Here is a 13520-nt window from a genome sequence, read left to right on the forward strand (position 1 = left end):
GGGCACGCGGCTCGACCGCCATGACGGGCCGCTATACTCGGCGGCTTGTACCCACCGCGAAAATCCAACAAGGACTCCGCCCATGAAAACGCTCGGCAAAATCCTTGGCCTGCTCGTCCTCGGGCTGCTGCTGATCGTCGTCGCCCTTGGCTTCGCCCTCACCCAGCTGTTCGACCCCAACGACTACAAGGATGAAATCCGCCAGCTCGCTCGCGACAAGACCAATCTGGAACTGACCCTGAACGGCGACATTGGTTGGAGCCTGTTCCCCTGGCTCGGCCTGCAGTTGCAGCAGACCAGCGTGGCCAGCGCCCGCACCCCCGACCAGCCCCTCGCCGACCTGGAGATGATCGGCCTGTCGGTGCGGGTGCTGCCATTGTTGCGTCGTGAAATCCAGATGAGCGACATCCGCATCGACGGTCTCAATCTGCACCTGCGCCGCGACAAACAGGGCCACGGCAACTGGGAAGACATCGGCCGCCCCGCCCAGGCCGAGCAAGCCCAACAGCCGAAGGTAGCTGCCGAGAAAACCGCTCCGCCGGCTGAAGTGCCCGCCACACCGGCCGACGGGGCCGCCCGGGCGCTGCGCCTGGACATCGACAGCCTGACGCTGAACAACGCCCGGGTGGACTATCTGGACGAGCGCAGCGGGCAGAAATTCAGCGCCGAAAGCATCCAGCTCAATAGCGGCGCGATCCGCGCGGACAGCGACATCCCCCTCAAGCTGACCGCCTTCTTCGGCAGCAACCAACCGGTCCTGCGCGCACGCACCAACCTCGAGGGCGTGTTGCGCTTCGATCCCGACTTCAAGCGCTTCCAGCTGGGCAACGCCCGGCTGTCCGGCGAGGCCTCGGGCGAACCGCTCAAGGGCAAGACCCTGAACTTCGCCGCCCAGGGCGAGCTGCTCGCCGACCTGGCCACCCAGGTGGCCGAATGGAACGGCTTGAAACTCACTGCCAACCAGCTGCGCGCCATCGGCGAGCTGAAGGTGCGCGAGCTGGACAAGACCCCACAGCTGAGCGGCGGCCTGTCCATCGCCCAGTTCAACCCGCGCGAATTCCTCGCCGGCATCGGCCAGGAACTGCCGGCGATGGCCGACGCCGGCAGCCTGTCCCGCCTCGAGCTGAGCACCCAGCTGAGCGGCACGCCGACCACCATGGCCTTCGAGAAGCTCGATCTGAAGCTGGATGACAGCCAGTTCACCGGCCGCATCGCCGTCGCCGACTTCGCCCGCCAGGCCCTGCGCGTGCAGCTCAAGGGCGACAAGCTGGACATCGACCGCTACCTGGCACCGAAGAGCGACAAGAAAGAAGCCGCCGGCGCCGCGCGCCAGGCGGAGGTCAAGGGTGCCGTGGCCGCAGCAATCCAGAACAGCGACACCCCGCTGCCCACCGCTCCCACCCAGCAGGCCTGGAGCGAAGAAGCCGTGTTGCCGGTCGACACCCTGCGCAAGCTGGACCTGCAGGCCAGCCTTGATGTCGGCCAGCTGACCCTCGACCGGCTGCCAATCGGCAATGCCCATCTGCAGGCTGGGGCCAAGGACGGCCTGCTAACCCTGCAGAGCCTGCGCGGCGAACTCTTCGGCGGCAGCTTCGAATCGCAGGCCCGTCTCGACGCCCGTCCGTCCGTTCCCCTGTTGAACGTGCAGAAGCGCCTCAACCGGATACCGGTGGAGAAATTCATCAAGACTGAGGGCAAGGAAGAGCCGCCGGTCAAGGGCCTGCTCGACCTGAAGGCCGACCTGGAAACCCGCGGCAACAGCCAGAAGGCCTGGATCGAGGGGCTCAACGGCACGGCCAGCTTCGCCCTCCACGACGGCGTACTCCCCGACGCCAACCTCGAACAGCAGCTCTGCCTGGCCATCGCCACCCTCAACCGCAAGGGCCTGAACAACCCGCCCGGCGCCAAGGACACCCCCTTCGAGGAACTCAAGGGCAGCCTGCAGTTCACCAACGGCGTCGCCAGCAACCCCGACCTCAAGGCGCGCATCCCCGGTCTGACGGTCAACGGCAACGGCGATCTGGATCTGCGCGTGCTCGGCATGGACTACCGCATCGGCGTGATCATCGAAGGCGACAGGCGTGCCATGCCCGATGCCGCCTGCCAGGTCAACGAGCGCTACGTCGGCCTGGAGTGGCCGATCCGCTGCCGCGGTCCGCTGGAGCTGGGAGCCAAGGCCTGCCGCCTGGATCGCGACGGGATGCGTAAGATCGCCGCCAAGCTGGCCGGCGAAAAGCTCAACCAGAAGCTTGAGGAGAAGCTCGGCGACAAAGTCAGTCCGGAGCTCAAAGACGCGCTGAAGGGGCTGTTCAACCGATGAGCCCCGAACAGTTCGGCAGCGCCGTGCTCGCCTGGTACGACCGCCACGGCCGCAAGGATCTGCCCTGGCAGCAGGACATCAGCCCCTATCGGGTATGGGTGTCGGAAATCATGCTGCAGCAGACCCAGGTCGCTACCGTGCTCGGCTACTATGAGCGCTTCATGGCCACCCTGCCGACACTGGAGGCGCTGGCCGCGGCGCCCGAGGACGAAGTGCTGCACCTGTGGACCGGACTTGGCTACTACAGCCGCGCGCGCAACCTGCACAAGACCGCGCGGATCGTCGTCGCCGAGCACGCCGGCAAGTTTCCCCGCTCGATGGAGGCGCTCGCCGAGCTGCCCGGCATCGGCCGCTCCACCGCCGGCGCCATCGCCAGCCTGAGCATGGGCCTGCGCGCACCGATTCTCGACGGCAACGTCAAGCGCGTGCTGGCCCGCTACCTGGCCGAGGACGGCCATCCCGGCGAGCCGCAGGTGGCGAAACGGCTATGGGAAGCCGCCGAGCGCTTCACCCCGCAGGAACGGGTCAATCACTACACTCAAGCGATGATGGACCTCGGCGCCACCCTTTGCACCCGCAGCCGGCCGGGCTGCCTGCTCTGCCCGCTGCAGGGTGGCTGCCGCGCCCACCTGCTCGGCCGCGAGACGGACTACCCGCAGCCCCGGCCACGCCGGGAGCTGCCGCGAAAGCGCACCCTGATGCCGCTGCTGACCAGCCATGACGGCGCCATCCTGCTCTACCGGCGCCCCGCCAGTGGGCTTTGGGGCGGACTCTGGAGCCTGCCGGAGCTGGACGACCTCGCCGCCCTAGACCCGCTCGCCGCCCGCCATGCTCTGCGCCTCGGCGAGCGCCGCGAGCTGCCGGGCCTGACCCACACCTTCAGCCACTTCCAGTTGGCCATCGAGCCCTGGCTGGTGGAGGTGGAGAACACCACCCCCGCCGTGGCCGAGGCCGACTGGCTCTGGTATAACCTCGCCGCTCCGCCGCGCCTGGGCCTTGCCGCCCCGGTGAAGAAACTGCTCAAGCGTGCCCAGAGCGAACTGCAGACTCCGGCGGACCAGCCGATTTCGAGGAGAACCCCATGACCCGCACCGTGCACTGCCGCAAGTACAAACAGGAACTGCCCGGCCTCGATCGCCCGCCCTATCCGGGCCCCAAGGGCGAGGATATCTACCAAAGCATATCGAAGCAGGCCTGGGACGAGTGGCAGAATCACCAGACCATGCTGATCAACGAGCGCCGGCTGAACATGATGAATGCCGAGGACCGCAAGTTCCTGCAGAGCGAGATGGACAAGTTCCTCTCCGGCGAGGAATACGCCCAGGCCGAGGGCTACGTGCAGCCGAAGGAATGAGCCTTCGGCCGGTCCCCCCATGCCCGCGCTAACCGCTTAAAAAAACTAATTTTTTCGCCGGCTGCATGTTGACGCTCCGGCGCGAAAAACGGTTTAATGCCGGCCGTTGTTGCCCAGGTAGCTCAGTTGGTAGAGCAGGGGATTGAAAATCCCCGTGTCGGCGGTTCGATTCCGTCCCTGGGCACCACTTCCCTCAAGTGGTACTTCCGCAGTCACAACGCCCTTTCGCCCAGGTAGCTCAGTTGGTAGAGCAGGGGATTGAAAATCCCCGTGTCGGCGGTTCGATTCCGTCCCTGGGCACCATATTTCGACGAAGGCCCCCGTACCTAGTGTACGGGGGCCTTCGTGTTTCCGGCCCGCGTATCCCCGGGCCGAGCCCGCATCGACGCGCCGGTGCCCTCCCGCCTTCCTGCCGGACACTCGCCAAAGCCCTTTCCCCTGCGCCAGCCATGGCGATTCGAGGCCAGGTGTCGGCCAGCCGACAGACAAGCCCCTGCCTCCCCGCTACCGTGCCTGGGAATACCTTGTCTGCGGCATGGCCGCCGACGCGAAAAGGCTACGTTCGGAATTCACATTTGCTACTGATCCGCGGGCGAAGAGCAGACTCGCGCGCCTCCCGGAACAGGAGAGAAGGCATGTCCAGAACCATCTTCACCGTGGTTGAGAATTGTGTCGCCTGCAAGTCGTGCGAAATCGCCTGCGCGATCGAACACTCCCAGTCGAAAACCCTGGCCGGCGCCATCCTCGAGACACCGCCCCCGCAGCGGCGGATCAACGTGGAAGGCGTCGGCGCCTACAGCTACCCCTCACGCTGCCAGCACTGCAGCGATGCCGCCTGCATCACCGCCTGCCCCACCGGGGCGATGCAGCGCGACGGCTGCAGCGACGCGGTGTTTTCCGACTCCAACAAGTGCATCGGCTGCTGGATGTGCGTGGTCGTCTGCCCCTTCGGCGGGGTGACGGCCGATCCGGTCGGCAAGAAGGCGCTGAAATGCGACCGCTGCCCCGAGCGCACGGCCAAGGGCGAGGCGCCAGCCTGCGTGGCGGCCTGCCCGACCGGCACCCTCCTCTATCTCACGCCGGAAGAGTTTGCGGCGCAGCGCCGACAGGCGACTGCCCGCGCGGCCGTCTGCGGCGAGCAGCCCGCGCAAACCAATGGCATGGACATTCTGCGATCCTTGAAGGGAGCCAACTGATATGGCCGACACCACGCTTCCCGTCATCGAGGGCGCCCTTCTCAAGGTCGCCCACGACAAAGGCTTTGCCACCGCCCGCGACCGCCTGGAGGTGATGAGCCCGCAGTGCGGCTTCGGCGAACTGGGCACCTGCTGCCGCATCTGCTACATGGGCCCGTGTCGCATCGACCCGTTCGGCAACGGCCCGAAGACCGGCGTGTGCGGCCTGACCCCCGACGCCATGGTCGCCCGCAACCTGCTGCGCGACACCGTGGCCGGCACCGCCTCCCACGTCGGCCATGCCCGCCATGTGCTGCTGACCCTGCGCGACGCCCTGAACGGCAAGGCGCCCTATCAGGTCAAGGGCGTGTCCAAGGTGATGGCTCTGGCCAAGACCTTCGGCGTGCCGACCGAGGGCCGCGAAGTCAACGACATCTGCCGCGATCTGGTGAACATCGCCCTGGAGGACTTCGGCCGCCAGGACGAGCTGCCGAACAACTGGGTCAGCAAGCGTGCTCCGGCGGAAGAACAGGCGCTGTGGAGCAAGCTGGGGCTGATGTACTCCAACCCGCACAACGAGATCGAGACGGCGATGCATGCCACCTCGATGGGCAACGACGCCGATCCGCTCTCGCTGATGCTGCGGGTGCTGAAGATGAGCCTGATCGACGGCTGGACCGGCCTGACCCTGTGCGTCGACCTGCAGGACATCCTGTTCGGCGTGCCGGAGATCGCGGTGACCGAGGCCGCCGTCGGCGTACTGGAGGAGAACAGCGTCAACCTCGCCGCCCACGGCCACAACCCGGTGCTCTCGGAAAAGATCCTCGAGTGGGCCGAGAAGCTGGAGGGCGACGCCATCGCCACCGGCGCCGAGCGCATCAACGTGGTCGGCGTGTGCTGCACCGGCAACGAGCTGAGCATGCGCCACGGCGTCAAGCTGGCCGCGCACAACTCGCAGACCGAGCTGATCCTCGCCACCGGCGCGGTCGACGCCATGGTGGTGGACATCCAGTGCATCTGGCCGCAGCTGGCCCAGGTGGCCAAGTGCTTCGACACCGCCTTCATCACCACCGACGCCATGGTCCGCATTCCCGACGCCCGGCACATCCCGTTCGAGCCGCACCACGCCGACGAGAGCGCCCGCGAGATCGTCCAGGCGGCCATCGACGCCTTCCGCCGCCGGCGCGGCAAGCCGGTGGACATTCCCCAGCACAAGAGCACGGCAGTGGCCGGCCTGTCGGTGGAAGCCATCATCGACCTGCTCTCCAAGCTGGATGCCGAGGACCCGCTCAAGCCGGTGATCGACAACGTGGCCAACGGCAACCTCTTCGGCTTCGTCGGGGTGGTCGGCTGCTCGAGCATCAAGTTCCGCGACAACGCCATGACCGAGGAGATGGTCAAGCACCTCTTGCGCCAGAACGTGCTGGTGCTGACCACCGGCTGCACCGCGCACATCTGCGCCCAGGACGGCCTGATGACCAGCGAGGCGACCTACCGCTACTGCGGCGACGGCCTCAAGGCGGTGCTCGAGGTACTGGGCAAGGCCGCCGGCCTCGACGGTCCGCTGCCGCCGGTCTGGCACATGGGCGCCTGCGTCGACAACTCGCGCATCGTCGACCTGATGGTGGCGCTGGCCGAGCGCCTCGGCGTCAAGGTCGGCCAACTGCCCGCCGTGGGTTCGGCGCCGGAGCTGGTGCAGGAAAAGGCCGTGTCCATCGGCGGCTCCTTCCTGGCGCTTGGGGTTTCCTGCCACATCGCCCCGGCCCCGCGCATCCTCGGCGGCCCGATGGTCACCAAGCTGCTCACCGAGGACCTGCAGGACCTGACCGGCGCCGTGGTGCGGGTGGAACTGGAGCCCAAGGGCGCCGCCGACTGGATGGTCGCGCATATCGCCGAGAAGCGCGCGGCGCTGGGGATCTGAGGGAGGCGGCATGCAGATCGTCATCATCGGCAACGGACCGGCGGCGATCGCCGCCGCCGAAACCCTCCGCCAGCAGGACCGGGCCTGCGGGATCGTCATGCTCTCCCGGGAGAGCGTGCCCTTCTACTCGCCCTGCCCGCTGGCCGAATACGTGGAAGGCAGCGTGCCGAAGGAGCGGCTCTTCCTGCGCGACCCGGACTTCTACGCCCGCAACGCCATCGACATCCGCTACGGCCGCCCGGTGCAGCGGATCGATCCGCAGGCCCGCCAGGTCTGGGCCGGGGACGAAGCCGTCGGCTACGACCGGCTGCTGATCGCCTCCGGCTCCCGGGCCTTCGTCCCGCCGGTGCCCGGCCTCGCCGGCACCCGCGGGGTGTTCGAGCTGAAGACCCTGGACGATGCCGAGGGCATCCTCGAGCGCCTAGAGGTCGCCCGGCGCGCGGTGGTCATCGGCTCCGGCTTCATCGGCCTGGAGGCGGTGCAGGCGCTGGTCCGCCACGGCCTGGCGGTGACCCTGCTGGAAGCCCAGCGCCATGTGCTGCCGGCCATGCTGGACAGCGAAATGGCCGCCCTCGTCGAGCAGCGGCTGGTCGCGCACGGCGTGCAGGTGCGCACCGGCTGCGGCGCCGAGCGCATCCTCGAAGACGACGACGGCGTGCGCGGCGTGCTGGCCGCTGGAGTCGAGATCCCCTGCGAGCTGGTGATCTGCGCCGCCGGGGTGCGTGCCGACCTGTCGATCCTCGACGGCAGCGGCATCGCCGGCAACCGGGGCATCCTGGTCGACGAGCGGATGCGCACCAGCGTCGAAGGCATTTTCGCCGCCGGCGACGTCATCGAGCGCCCGGACGCGCCGGAAAAGCACCGGGTGGTGCCCAACTGGCCGAACGCGGTCTCCACCGGACGGATCGCGGCCTGGAACATGCTGGGAATCGACCGGCGCCATCCGGGACTGGAAGCGGTCAACGTGGTGCGCGTCTTCGACCTGCCCATCGCCTCGTTCGGCGTGCAGGCGGGCGAAACCTGCCTGCGCTGGCAGGACGGTGCCGGTGCGCTGCGCAAGGTCCTGCTCAAGGACGGCCGGGTGGCCGGCGGCCAACTGATCGGCGAGATCAACGGCACCGGCGTGCTGCACGAGATGATGAAGAAGGGCACCGCCGTCGAGCGCTTCGGGACGCATCTGGCGCATCCCGGTTTCGGTTACATCCACACCCTGGAACCCCTGAGGGCAGTCAAATGGGCCTGAAAATCGCCATCAGCGGCAAGGGCGGGGTCGGCAAGACGACCCTGACCGGCCTGCTCGCTCACCACTACGCCAAACAGGGCCGCCGGGTCCTGGCCATCGACGCCGACCCCTCGCCCTGCCTGGGGCCGGCGCTGGGCTTCTCCGAATCGGCGCTGCTCGACCTACTGCCGATCTCCGAAATGGCCGAGCTGATCGCCGAGCGTACCGGCAGCGATCCGCGCGCCGGCAGCGGCGGTATGTTCAAGCTCAATCCGCGGGTCTCCGACATTCCCGAGCGCTTCTCGGCGAGCCTGGGCAACATCCGCCTGCTGCTGCTCGGCGCCGTGCAACAGGGCGGCTCGGGCTGCATCTGCCCGGCCAGCACCCTGCTCAAGCAACTGGTGCGACACGTGCTGCTGGAGCGCGACGAGGTGGTCCTGCTCGACCTCTATGCCGGCGTCGAGCACCTCGGCCGGGGCACCGCAGAAGCCGTCGACGTCATGCTGGCGGTGGCCGAGCCGACCAACCGCAGTATGCGCACCGTCCGCCAGGTCCAGGTGCTGGCCCGCGACATCGGCATCGAGAAACTGCTGCTGGTCGGCAACAAGGCGGGCGGCGCGGAGGACCGGGCGTTCTTCGAGGGCGCCGCCGTGAACATGCCGCTGGCCGGCTGCCTGGAGATGACCCCGGCGGCGATGGCCGCCGACCGTTCCGGCGCACCGCTCTACGAACTGTCGCCCGAGCTGGCCCGGGAAGTCGCCTCGATTGCCGAAGCCATCGAGCGCCTGGCCCGATCCGGCGAACCTGCATAAGGAGCAAACGAGCATGTGCGAGAATTGCAATTGCGGCACGGCGTCCCCGTCCAGCGGCCATGTCCATGCTGCGCCGGGACAGGCCTTCGAGCACGAGCATGAGCACATCCATGCCGACGGCACGGTGCACAGCCATGTCCACTTCCACCTGGCGCCCCATGCACCGGGAGCCGTTCACCACCATTCCCATTCCAACCTGCCGGGGTCGAAACGCCCCGCCGACGGGCAGCATTGAGCTGCGCGCCCGGATACCCGCCTCAGGAGTCCCCGACATGAAAATACGTCACCTGCTGCCCCTGCTCGCCCTGCCCCTGCTGCCCGGCGCCGCCTTCGCCCATCCCGGGCATGACGGCAACGGCCTGGTCGCCGGCCTGCTGCACCCCTTCGGCGGCGCCGACCACCTGCTGGCGATGCTGGCCATCGGCATCTGGGCCACCCTGCAGCCGCGCGCCCTGAAATTCGCCATGCCGGGGGCCTTCCTCGCCGCCCTGCTGGGCGGCTTCCTGCTGGGCGTCAGCGGCAGCGGCCTGCCGCAGGTGGAAACCGGCATCGCCCTCTCGGTGCTGCTGCTCGGCCTGCTGATCGCCTCCGCCGCGCGCCTGCCGGCCGCCGTCTCGCTGGCCCTGGCCGGCGTCTTCGCCCTGTTCCACGGCCACGCCCACGGCGCCGAAGCCAGCGGCAGCCTGGCCGCCTTCGCCGCCGGTTTCCTCGCCGCCAGCCTGGCCCTGCACCTGGGCGGCGGCCTGCTCGCCACTGCCGTGCAGCGGCGCCTGCCCCTGCTGGCCCGCGGCGCCGGCGCGCTCATCGCCGCCAGCGGCGCGCTGATGATGATCTGAGCGCCAGGCCCGCGCCCTGACGAAAAGGCTCACCCGTGCGGTGGGCCTTTTTGCTTTCCGACCGGCTCAGACGCCCCGGGGCTCGCCGTGCAGCTCCCGCGTTCCGGGAGCGCCGGCATTTCCGCTCCCCCGCCCGAAGACCAGCGTTGCCATGCGCTCGCGCTCCTCGGCCGTCGGCAGCGCGCTCGCGTCGACGGCGCCGGCGGCTTCGCCATTGCCCGCGGCCGGTGCCGGACGGAAGCGGCCGTCGGCATCTATCTCCACCCAGCCGTACCACTCGTTCAGCAGCTGCTCGGCGACGCCGTCCCGCAGGCGCACATACCAGTCGGCGAGCCGGAAGCGTCTGCCGGCCAGCGCGGGCAGCGCGGACTCGGCGTGCACCAGCGCCACATAGAGCGGGTGCGGCAGGGAATGGATCTCCCCGGCCTCGTCCAGCAGGAAGGTATGGGACCGGTACTCAGCCGGCTCCGGCGTGCCGCCCCGGCCGGGTTCGCTCAGGGTGAACACCGGCGCGAAGCCGCCGCCCTCGGTGCGGAAGTTGGTGGTCTGCCCCTGGTAGACGCGCGCGGCCAGCCATTGGATCTGCCCGTCGTAGACGTAGGCGCGCAGGTCGTATTTCATCGGGCGGCCCGCCGCGGTACGCCGCTCGCCCGGCGCCACGAGCGCCTGGGCGACATAGACGCCACCCAGGATGTCCTGCCAGACGCGTCTGGTGAGCTTGTCGCCGCGGTAGGCGCCACGGCTGCCGAAGCCGCTGACCGGCTTGAAGAACAGCCCGCGCCGCTCGGCCCACAGGCGCTCGGCATCTTCGGCCCGCACCAGCCGCGTACGCGGCACGTCGCGCAGCAGGATCGCCTGCGTCTCCTGCGCGACGCCCAGGCGCGCCAGCACCTCGGGATCGCTCAGATCGGCCAGGCGCCGCTTGTCGGCGTAGAGGGCATGCGCCTGCGGATGCGGCGTCAGCACCACGGCATCGCTCAGATAGGCCTCGCGCATGGCCCGGCAATCGTCGCCCTGCAGATAGAAATCGGTCAGGCGGTTGTACACCAGGTCGATGGCCTGCTCGCCGAGAAACAGCGCGCCGTCGCGCAAGATGAACTCCGCCGGGTCGGCGATCAGGGTCTCGATGCCGTGCCCACCGAGCAGGTGCCGGAACAGCAGGAATTCCGGATACAGGTACTGGCGCTCCGGCGCCTCGTCGACGATCGCCACACGGCGCAGCGGCGCCTGCCGGCCCGCCGCGCGCCATTCGCGCCGGAACATCTCCAGCATGGCCCGCTCGAAGCCTTCCACGCCTTCGCGGCTCGGCAGCAGCGGCGCGACGCCCTCGCAGCAGACGCGCTGCGCCCGCGCCAGCAGCGCGTTGAGCATGGCCCCGCCGGCATTGGTGTTGATTTCGATGAGACCGAGCGTGTCGCCCTCGACGTGGAAGTCATAGCCGAAGAACACGCCCCTGACCTCGCGCACGTCGTGGCGGGCGATGGCCGGCGCTGCCGACAGCGCCTGCTCGCGCCACGCCGGCAACGCCACCACCTGCTCCACTGCCCTGACCACCGCCTCGATGCGGTGCAGCTGCGCCGGCGCCACGAACACGGGGTATTCGGCGAAGACATGCGGGCAGCGCTCGCGCAACAGCGCCACGAGCCGCGGATCGCCAAGCTCGGTTGCGAGGGCCGTGTCGAGGGCCCGGTGATCGAGACTGATGCAGAAACAGGCATCGTTCAGCGCATCGACCGTAGTCCCGCAGGCCTGGCGGAGAAGGCCGGCGCCAGCGGCAGGCTCGGTCGCCCGGCCGCAGCCGGAATGTTCGTCGCCCATACTTCCTCCCTTTCCGCGCCGTGCCGGACGCTCTGGACACCAGCATAGCCAGCGGGCGCGGACGACCACGGCGATCCGGCGCAACCGAAACGCGGTGGCCGGACACGAAAACGCCGGGCGAACCCGGCGTAAACGGAAAGCGGCGAAGCGGGGGCCGTCCGCCCTGCCCGCCTCCGGGCGAAGACGGACAGGACGGCAGGAGCTACAGCGGCCGCTCCTTGGCCTCCCGCTCCTGCCGGACGAACTCGGTGCTCGAATCCGCGGATTTCTTGGGCTTGATCAGGCTGAAGTCGATCAGGCCCTTGGGCTGCTCCGGATCGCCGATCAGCAGCGGACGCTTGCGGAAATCGGCGCTCACCAGGCTCTTGCTCGAGTCGAACTCGTCGAAGCGCAGGCCGGCCAGGTCCGCCCAGGTGTGGATGAAGTGCGAGCTGCTGTAGGGGCGGTTCAGCACGGGCGAGAAGTCGCGCTGCTGCTGCGCCTGCCACTTCGGCGAGCTCCACAGGATGAAGGGCACGGTGTACATCGGGCTGGTCGGCGCGCCCTCGTTGCGGCCGAGCACCTCGGGGTCGGGCGCGTCGAACACCGCCTCGCCATGATCGGCCAGATACAGCAGGAAGCCGTTGGGATCAGTGGCGCGGAAACGCTCGAGCAGCGAGGAGACCACGTAATCGTTGTACAGCACGGCATTGTCGTAGCTGTTGTAGGTCGGCAGCTGGTCCTCGGTGACGCTGGTGGGCACGCCGGTGCGGTCGGTGAAGCGCTCGAACTCTGCCGGATAGCGGTACTGGTAGCGCATGTGGGTGCCCAGCAGGTGCACCATCACGAACTTGCGCGGTGCGTCGTCGGCCAGCACCTGGGCGAACGGCTCGAGCACGCTGCCGTCATACTGGCGGGCGTTCTGGTCGCGGTTGTTGTTCAGGTAGAACTGCTCGTCCGCCTGCTTGGAGAAGGTGGTGAGCATGGTGTTGCGCTTGGTGATGGTCTGCTGGTTGGTGATCCAGTAGGTCTTGTAGCCGGCCTGCTTCATCACGCTGACCAGCGAGGGCGTGGTCAGGTACAGCTCTGGGTTCTCCTGGTCGGCGAAAGTCAGCACCTGCTGCAGTGCCTCGATGGTGTAGGGGCGCGGGGTGACCACATTGTCGAACACCTGCAGCTCGCCGCGCAGCTTGTCGAGGTTGGGCGTGGTCGGCCGCGAATAGCCGTAGAGGCTCAGACGCTGGCGGTTGGTCGACTCGCCGATGACCAGCACCAGGGTCGAGGGCTGCCCGGCATGGGCATCGACCAGGTTCTTCAGCGGCGGAATCTGCTCGCGGCTGGCCAGCAGGCCCTCCATGTTCGCCAACTGCCGGAGGTACTGGCGATAGCCAACCACCAGTTGCCAGGGCGAGGCCGCCTCGATGCGCTTCTCGAAGCCATCTACTGCTGCCTGGAATTTCTCGTGCCTGAAGAACTGGCGCACCCCCTGATAGCCGACCGAGGTGGTGAACAGCAGCAGGCTGACGACGAGCGCGGCCCGGCGCGGCAGATAGACCGGACGCACCTTGCGCCACAGCAGCCAGCCGCCCAAGCCGTAGGCGACGACAGCCAGCACGATCGACCAGGAGAAATAGTGGCCCAGGTACTCGCTCGCCTCGTTCATGTTCGACTCGAACATGATGAAGATGACGCTCTGCGAGAATTCCTGGCCGTACACCAGGAAGTAGCCGAAGCCGGACAAGGAGCACAGCCAGAGTATGGCGCCGATCACGCCCGCGAGCAGCTTCGTCCGGCCAGGAAACAGCAGCAGCGGTACCAGCCACAGGATGCTGGCCAGAAGGGCCTGGCGGGAACCGGTGGACCCGGCGACGCCCGACGCCCAGAGCAGCGCCTGGGTAACGCCGGAAAAATACCAGAAAAACAAAAACATCCAGCCAAGCCCGGCCCAGTCGGTCCCCCTACGCCCGGCGAGTGGAGATTTCGTCGTTGCCATGAGTTCCTCGGTTGCTGCGTGCTCATACCGGGCTTGCCCCGGAGTGGCATGGACTATGCCGCACGCGCAGTGAAAACTTCGTCAAAAAAG

11 protein-coding genes and 2 tRNA genes are annotated in these 13520 nt (G+C 68.2%); 11 read left to right on the forward strand and 2 right to left on the reverse strand.

What is annotated here, in order from left to right:
* Positions 1 to 82: 82 nt before the first annotated feature.
* The 11 genes from ACYVD0_RS06235 to ACYVD0_RS06285 all read left to right on the forward strand — a co-directional run bounded on the left by ACYVD0_RS06235 (position 83) and on the right by ACYVD0_RS06285 (position 9640).
* Complete coding sequence (locus tag ACYVD0_RS06235) at positions 83 to 2320, forward strand: AsmA family protein (RefSeq protein ID WP_460426012.1); 2238 nt, start codon at positions 83 to 85, stop codon at positions 2318 to 2320.
* Positions 2317 to 3405, forward strand: a complete 1089-nt coding sequence (gene mutY, locus ACYVD0_RS06240; RefSeq protein ID WP_460426013.1) for an A/G-specific adenine glycosylase — start codon at positions 2317 to 2319, stop codon at positions 3403 to 3405. Before ACYVD0_RS06235 ends, mutY begins: the two co-directional genes overlap by 4 nt.
* Complete coding sequence (locus ACYVD0_RS06245; protein ID WP_460426014.1) at positions 3402 to 3674, forward strand: Fe(2+)-trafficking protein; 273 nt, start codon at positions 3402 to 3404, stop codon at positions 3672 to 3674. The genes mutY and ACYVD0_RS06245 overlap by 4 nt, the downstream gene beginning before the upstream one ends.
* 111 nt (positions 3675 to 3785) lie before the next feature.
* A tRNA-Phe gene (locus tag ACYVD0_RS06250) sits at positions 3786 to 3861 on the forward strand.
* A 40-nt stretch (positions 3862 to 3901) separates the two neighbouring features.
* Positions 3902 to 3977: transfer RNA gene (locus ACYVD0_RS06255), tRNA-Phe, on the forward strand.
* A 332-nt stretch (positions 3978 to 4309) separates the two neighbouring features.
* Positions 4310 to 4870, forward strand: coding sequence for a 4Fe-4S dicluster domain-containing protein (locus tag ACYVD0_RS06260; protein WP_460426015.1), 561 nt, complete (start codon positions 4310 to 4312; stop codon positions 4868 to 4870).
* Between the two features lies 1 nt (position 4871).
* Complete coding sequence (cooS, locus tag ACYVD0_RS06265; protein WP_460426016.1) at positions 4872 to 6770, forward strand: anaerobic carbon-monoxide dehydrogenase catalytic subunit; 1899 nt, start codon at positions 4872 to 4874, stop codon at positions 6768 to 6770.
* Positions 6771 to 6780: 10 nt separating this feature from the next.
* Complete coding sequence (locus tag ACYVD0_RS06270) at positions 6781 to 8013, forward strand: NAD(P)/FAD-dependent oxidoreductase (protein ID WP_460426017.1); 1233 nt, start codon at positions 6781 to 6783, stop codon at positions 8011 to 8013.
* Positions 8004 to 8804: an ATP-binding protein gene (locus tag ACYVD0_RS06275; protein WP_460426018.1), complete on the forward strand. Its 801-nt coding sequence runs from the start codon at positions 8004 to 8006 to the stop codon at positions 8802 to 8804. Before ACYVD0_RS06270 ends, ACYVD0_RS06275 begins: the two co-directional genes overlap by 10 nt.
* Positions 8805 to 8817: 13 nt before the next feature.
* Positions 8818 to 9039 carry a carbon monoxide dehydrogenase gene (locus ACYVD0_RS06280; protein ID WP_460426019.1) on the forward strand — a complete coding sequence of 74 codons (222 nt, stop codon included), beginning with the start codon at positions 8818 to 8820 and terminating at the stop codon, positions 9037 to 9039.
* Positions 9040 to 9076: 37 nt separating this feature from the next.
* Positions 9077 to 9640, forward strand: coding sequence for a HupE/UreJ family protein (locus ACYVD0_RS06285; protein WP_460426020.1), 564 nt, complete (start codon positions 9077 to 9079; stop codon positions 9638 to 9640).
* 66 nt (positions 9641 to 9706) lie between these two features.
* Here ACYVD0_RS06285 and ACYVD0_RS06290 read toward each other — a convergent pair whose 3' ends face one another.
* Both ACYVD0_RS06290 and cptA read right to left on the reverse strand, forming a co-directional pair.
* Positions 9707 to 11458 carry an ATP-grasp domain-containing protein gene (locus ACYVD0_RS06290; RefSeq protein WP_460426021.1) on the reverse strand — a complete coding sequence of 584 codons (1752 nt, stop codon included), beginning with the start codon at positions 11456 to 11458 and terminating at the stop codon, positions 9707 to 9709.
* Between the two features lie 202 nt (positions 11459 to 11660).
* Positions 11661 to 13430: a phosphoethanolamine transferase CptA gene (gene cptA / locus ACYVD0_RS06295; protein ID WP_460426022.1), complete on the reverse strand. Its 1770-nt coding sequence runs from the start codon at positions 13428 to 13430 to the stop codon at positions 11661 to 11663.
* Between the last annotated feature and the right edge of the window lie 90 nt (positions 13431 to 13520).

The sequence above is a fragment of the Azotobacter armeniacus genome (assembly GCF_054779355.1).

Bases quoted from the DNA above. Each gene is read 5' to 3' on its own strand.
- ACYVD0_RS06235 (WP_460426012.1), top strand. From the start codon at position 83: ATGAAAACGCTCGGCAAAATCCTTGGCCTGCTCGTCCTCGGGCTGCTG.
- mutY (WP_460426013.1), top strand. From the start codon at position 2,317: ATGAGCCCCGAACAGTTCGGCAGCGCCGTGCTCGCCTGGTACGACCGC.
- ACYVD0_RS06245 (WP_460426014.1), top strand. From the start codon at position 3,402: ATGACCCGCACCGTGCACTGCCGCAAGTACAAACAGGAACTGCCCGGC.
- ACYVD0_RS06260 (WP_460426015.1), top strand. From the start codon at position 4,310: ATGTCCAGAACCATCTTCACCGTGGTTGAGAATTGTGTCGCCTGCAAG.
- cooS (WP_460426016.1), top strand. From the start codon at position 4,872: ATGGCCGACACCACGCTTCCCGTCATCGAGGGCGCCCTTCTCAAGGTC.
- ACYVD0_RS06270 (WP_460426017.1), top strand. From the start codon at position 6,781: ATGCAGATCGTCATCATCGGCAACGGACCGGCGGCGATCGCCGCCGCC.
- ACYVD0_RS06275 (WP_460426018.1), top strand. From the start codon at position 8,004: ATGGGCCTGAAAATCGCCATCAGCGGCAAGGGCGGGGTCGGCAAGACG.
- ACYVD0_RS06280 (WP_460426019.1), top strand. From the start codon at position 8,818: ATGTGCGAGAATTGCAATTGCGGCACGGCGTCCCCGTCCAGCGGCCAT.
- ACYVD0_RS06285 (WP_460426020.1), top strand. From the start codon at position 9,077: ATGAAAATACGTCACCTGCTGCCCCTGCTCGCCCTGCCCCTGCTGCCC.
- ACYVD0_RS06290 (WP_460426021.1), bottom strand. From the start codon at position 11,458: ATGGGCGACGAACATTCCGGCTGCGGCCGGGCGACCGAGCCTGCCGCT.
- cptA (WP_460426022.1), bottom strand. From the start codon at position 13,430: ATGGCAACGACGAAATCTCCACTCGCCGGGCGTAGGGGGACCGACTGG.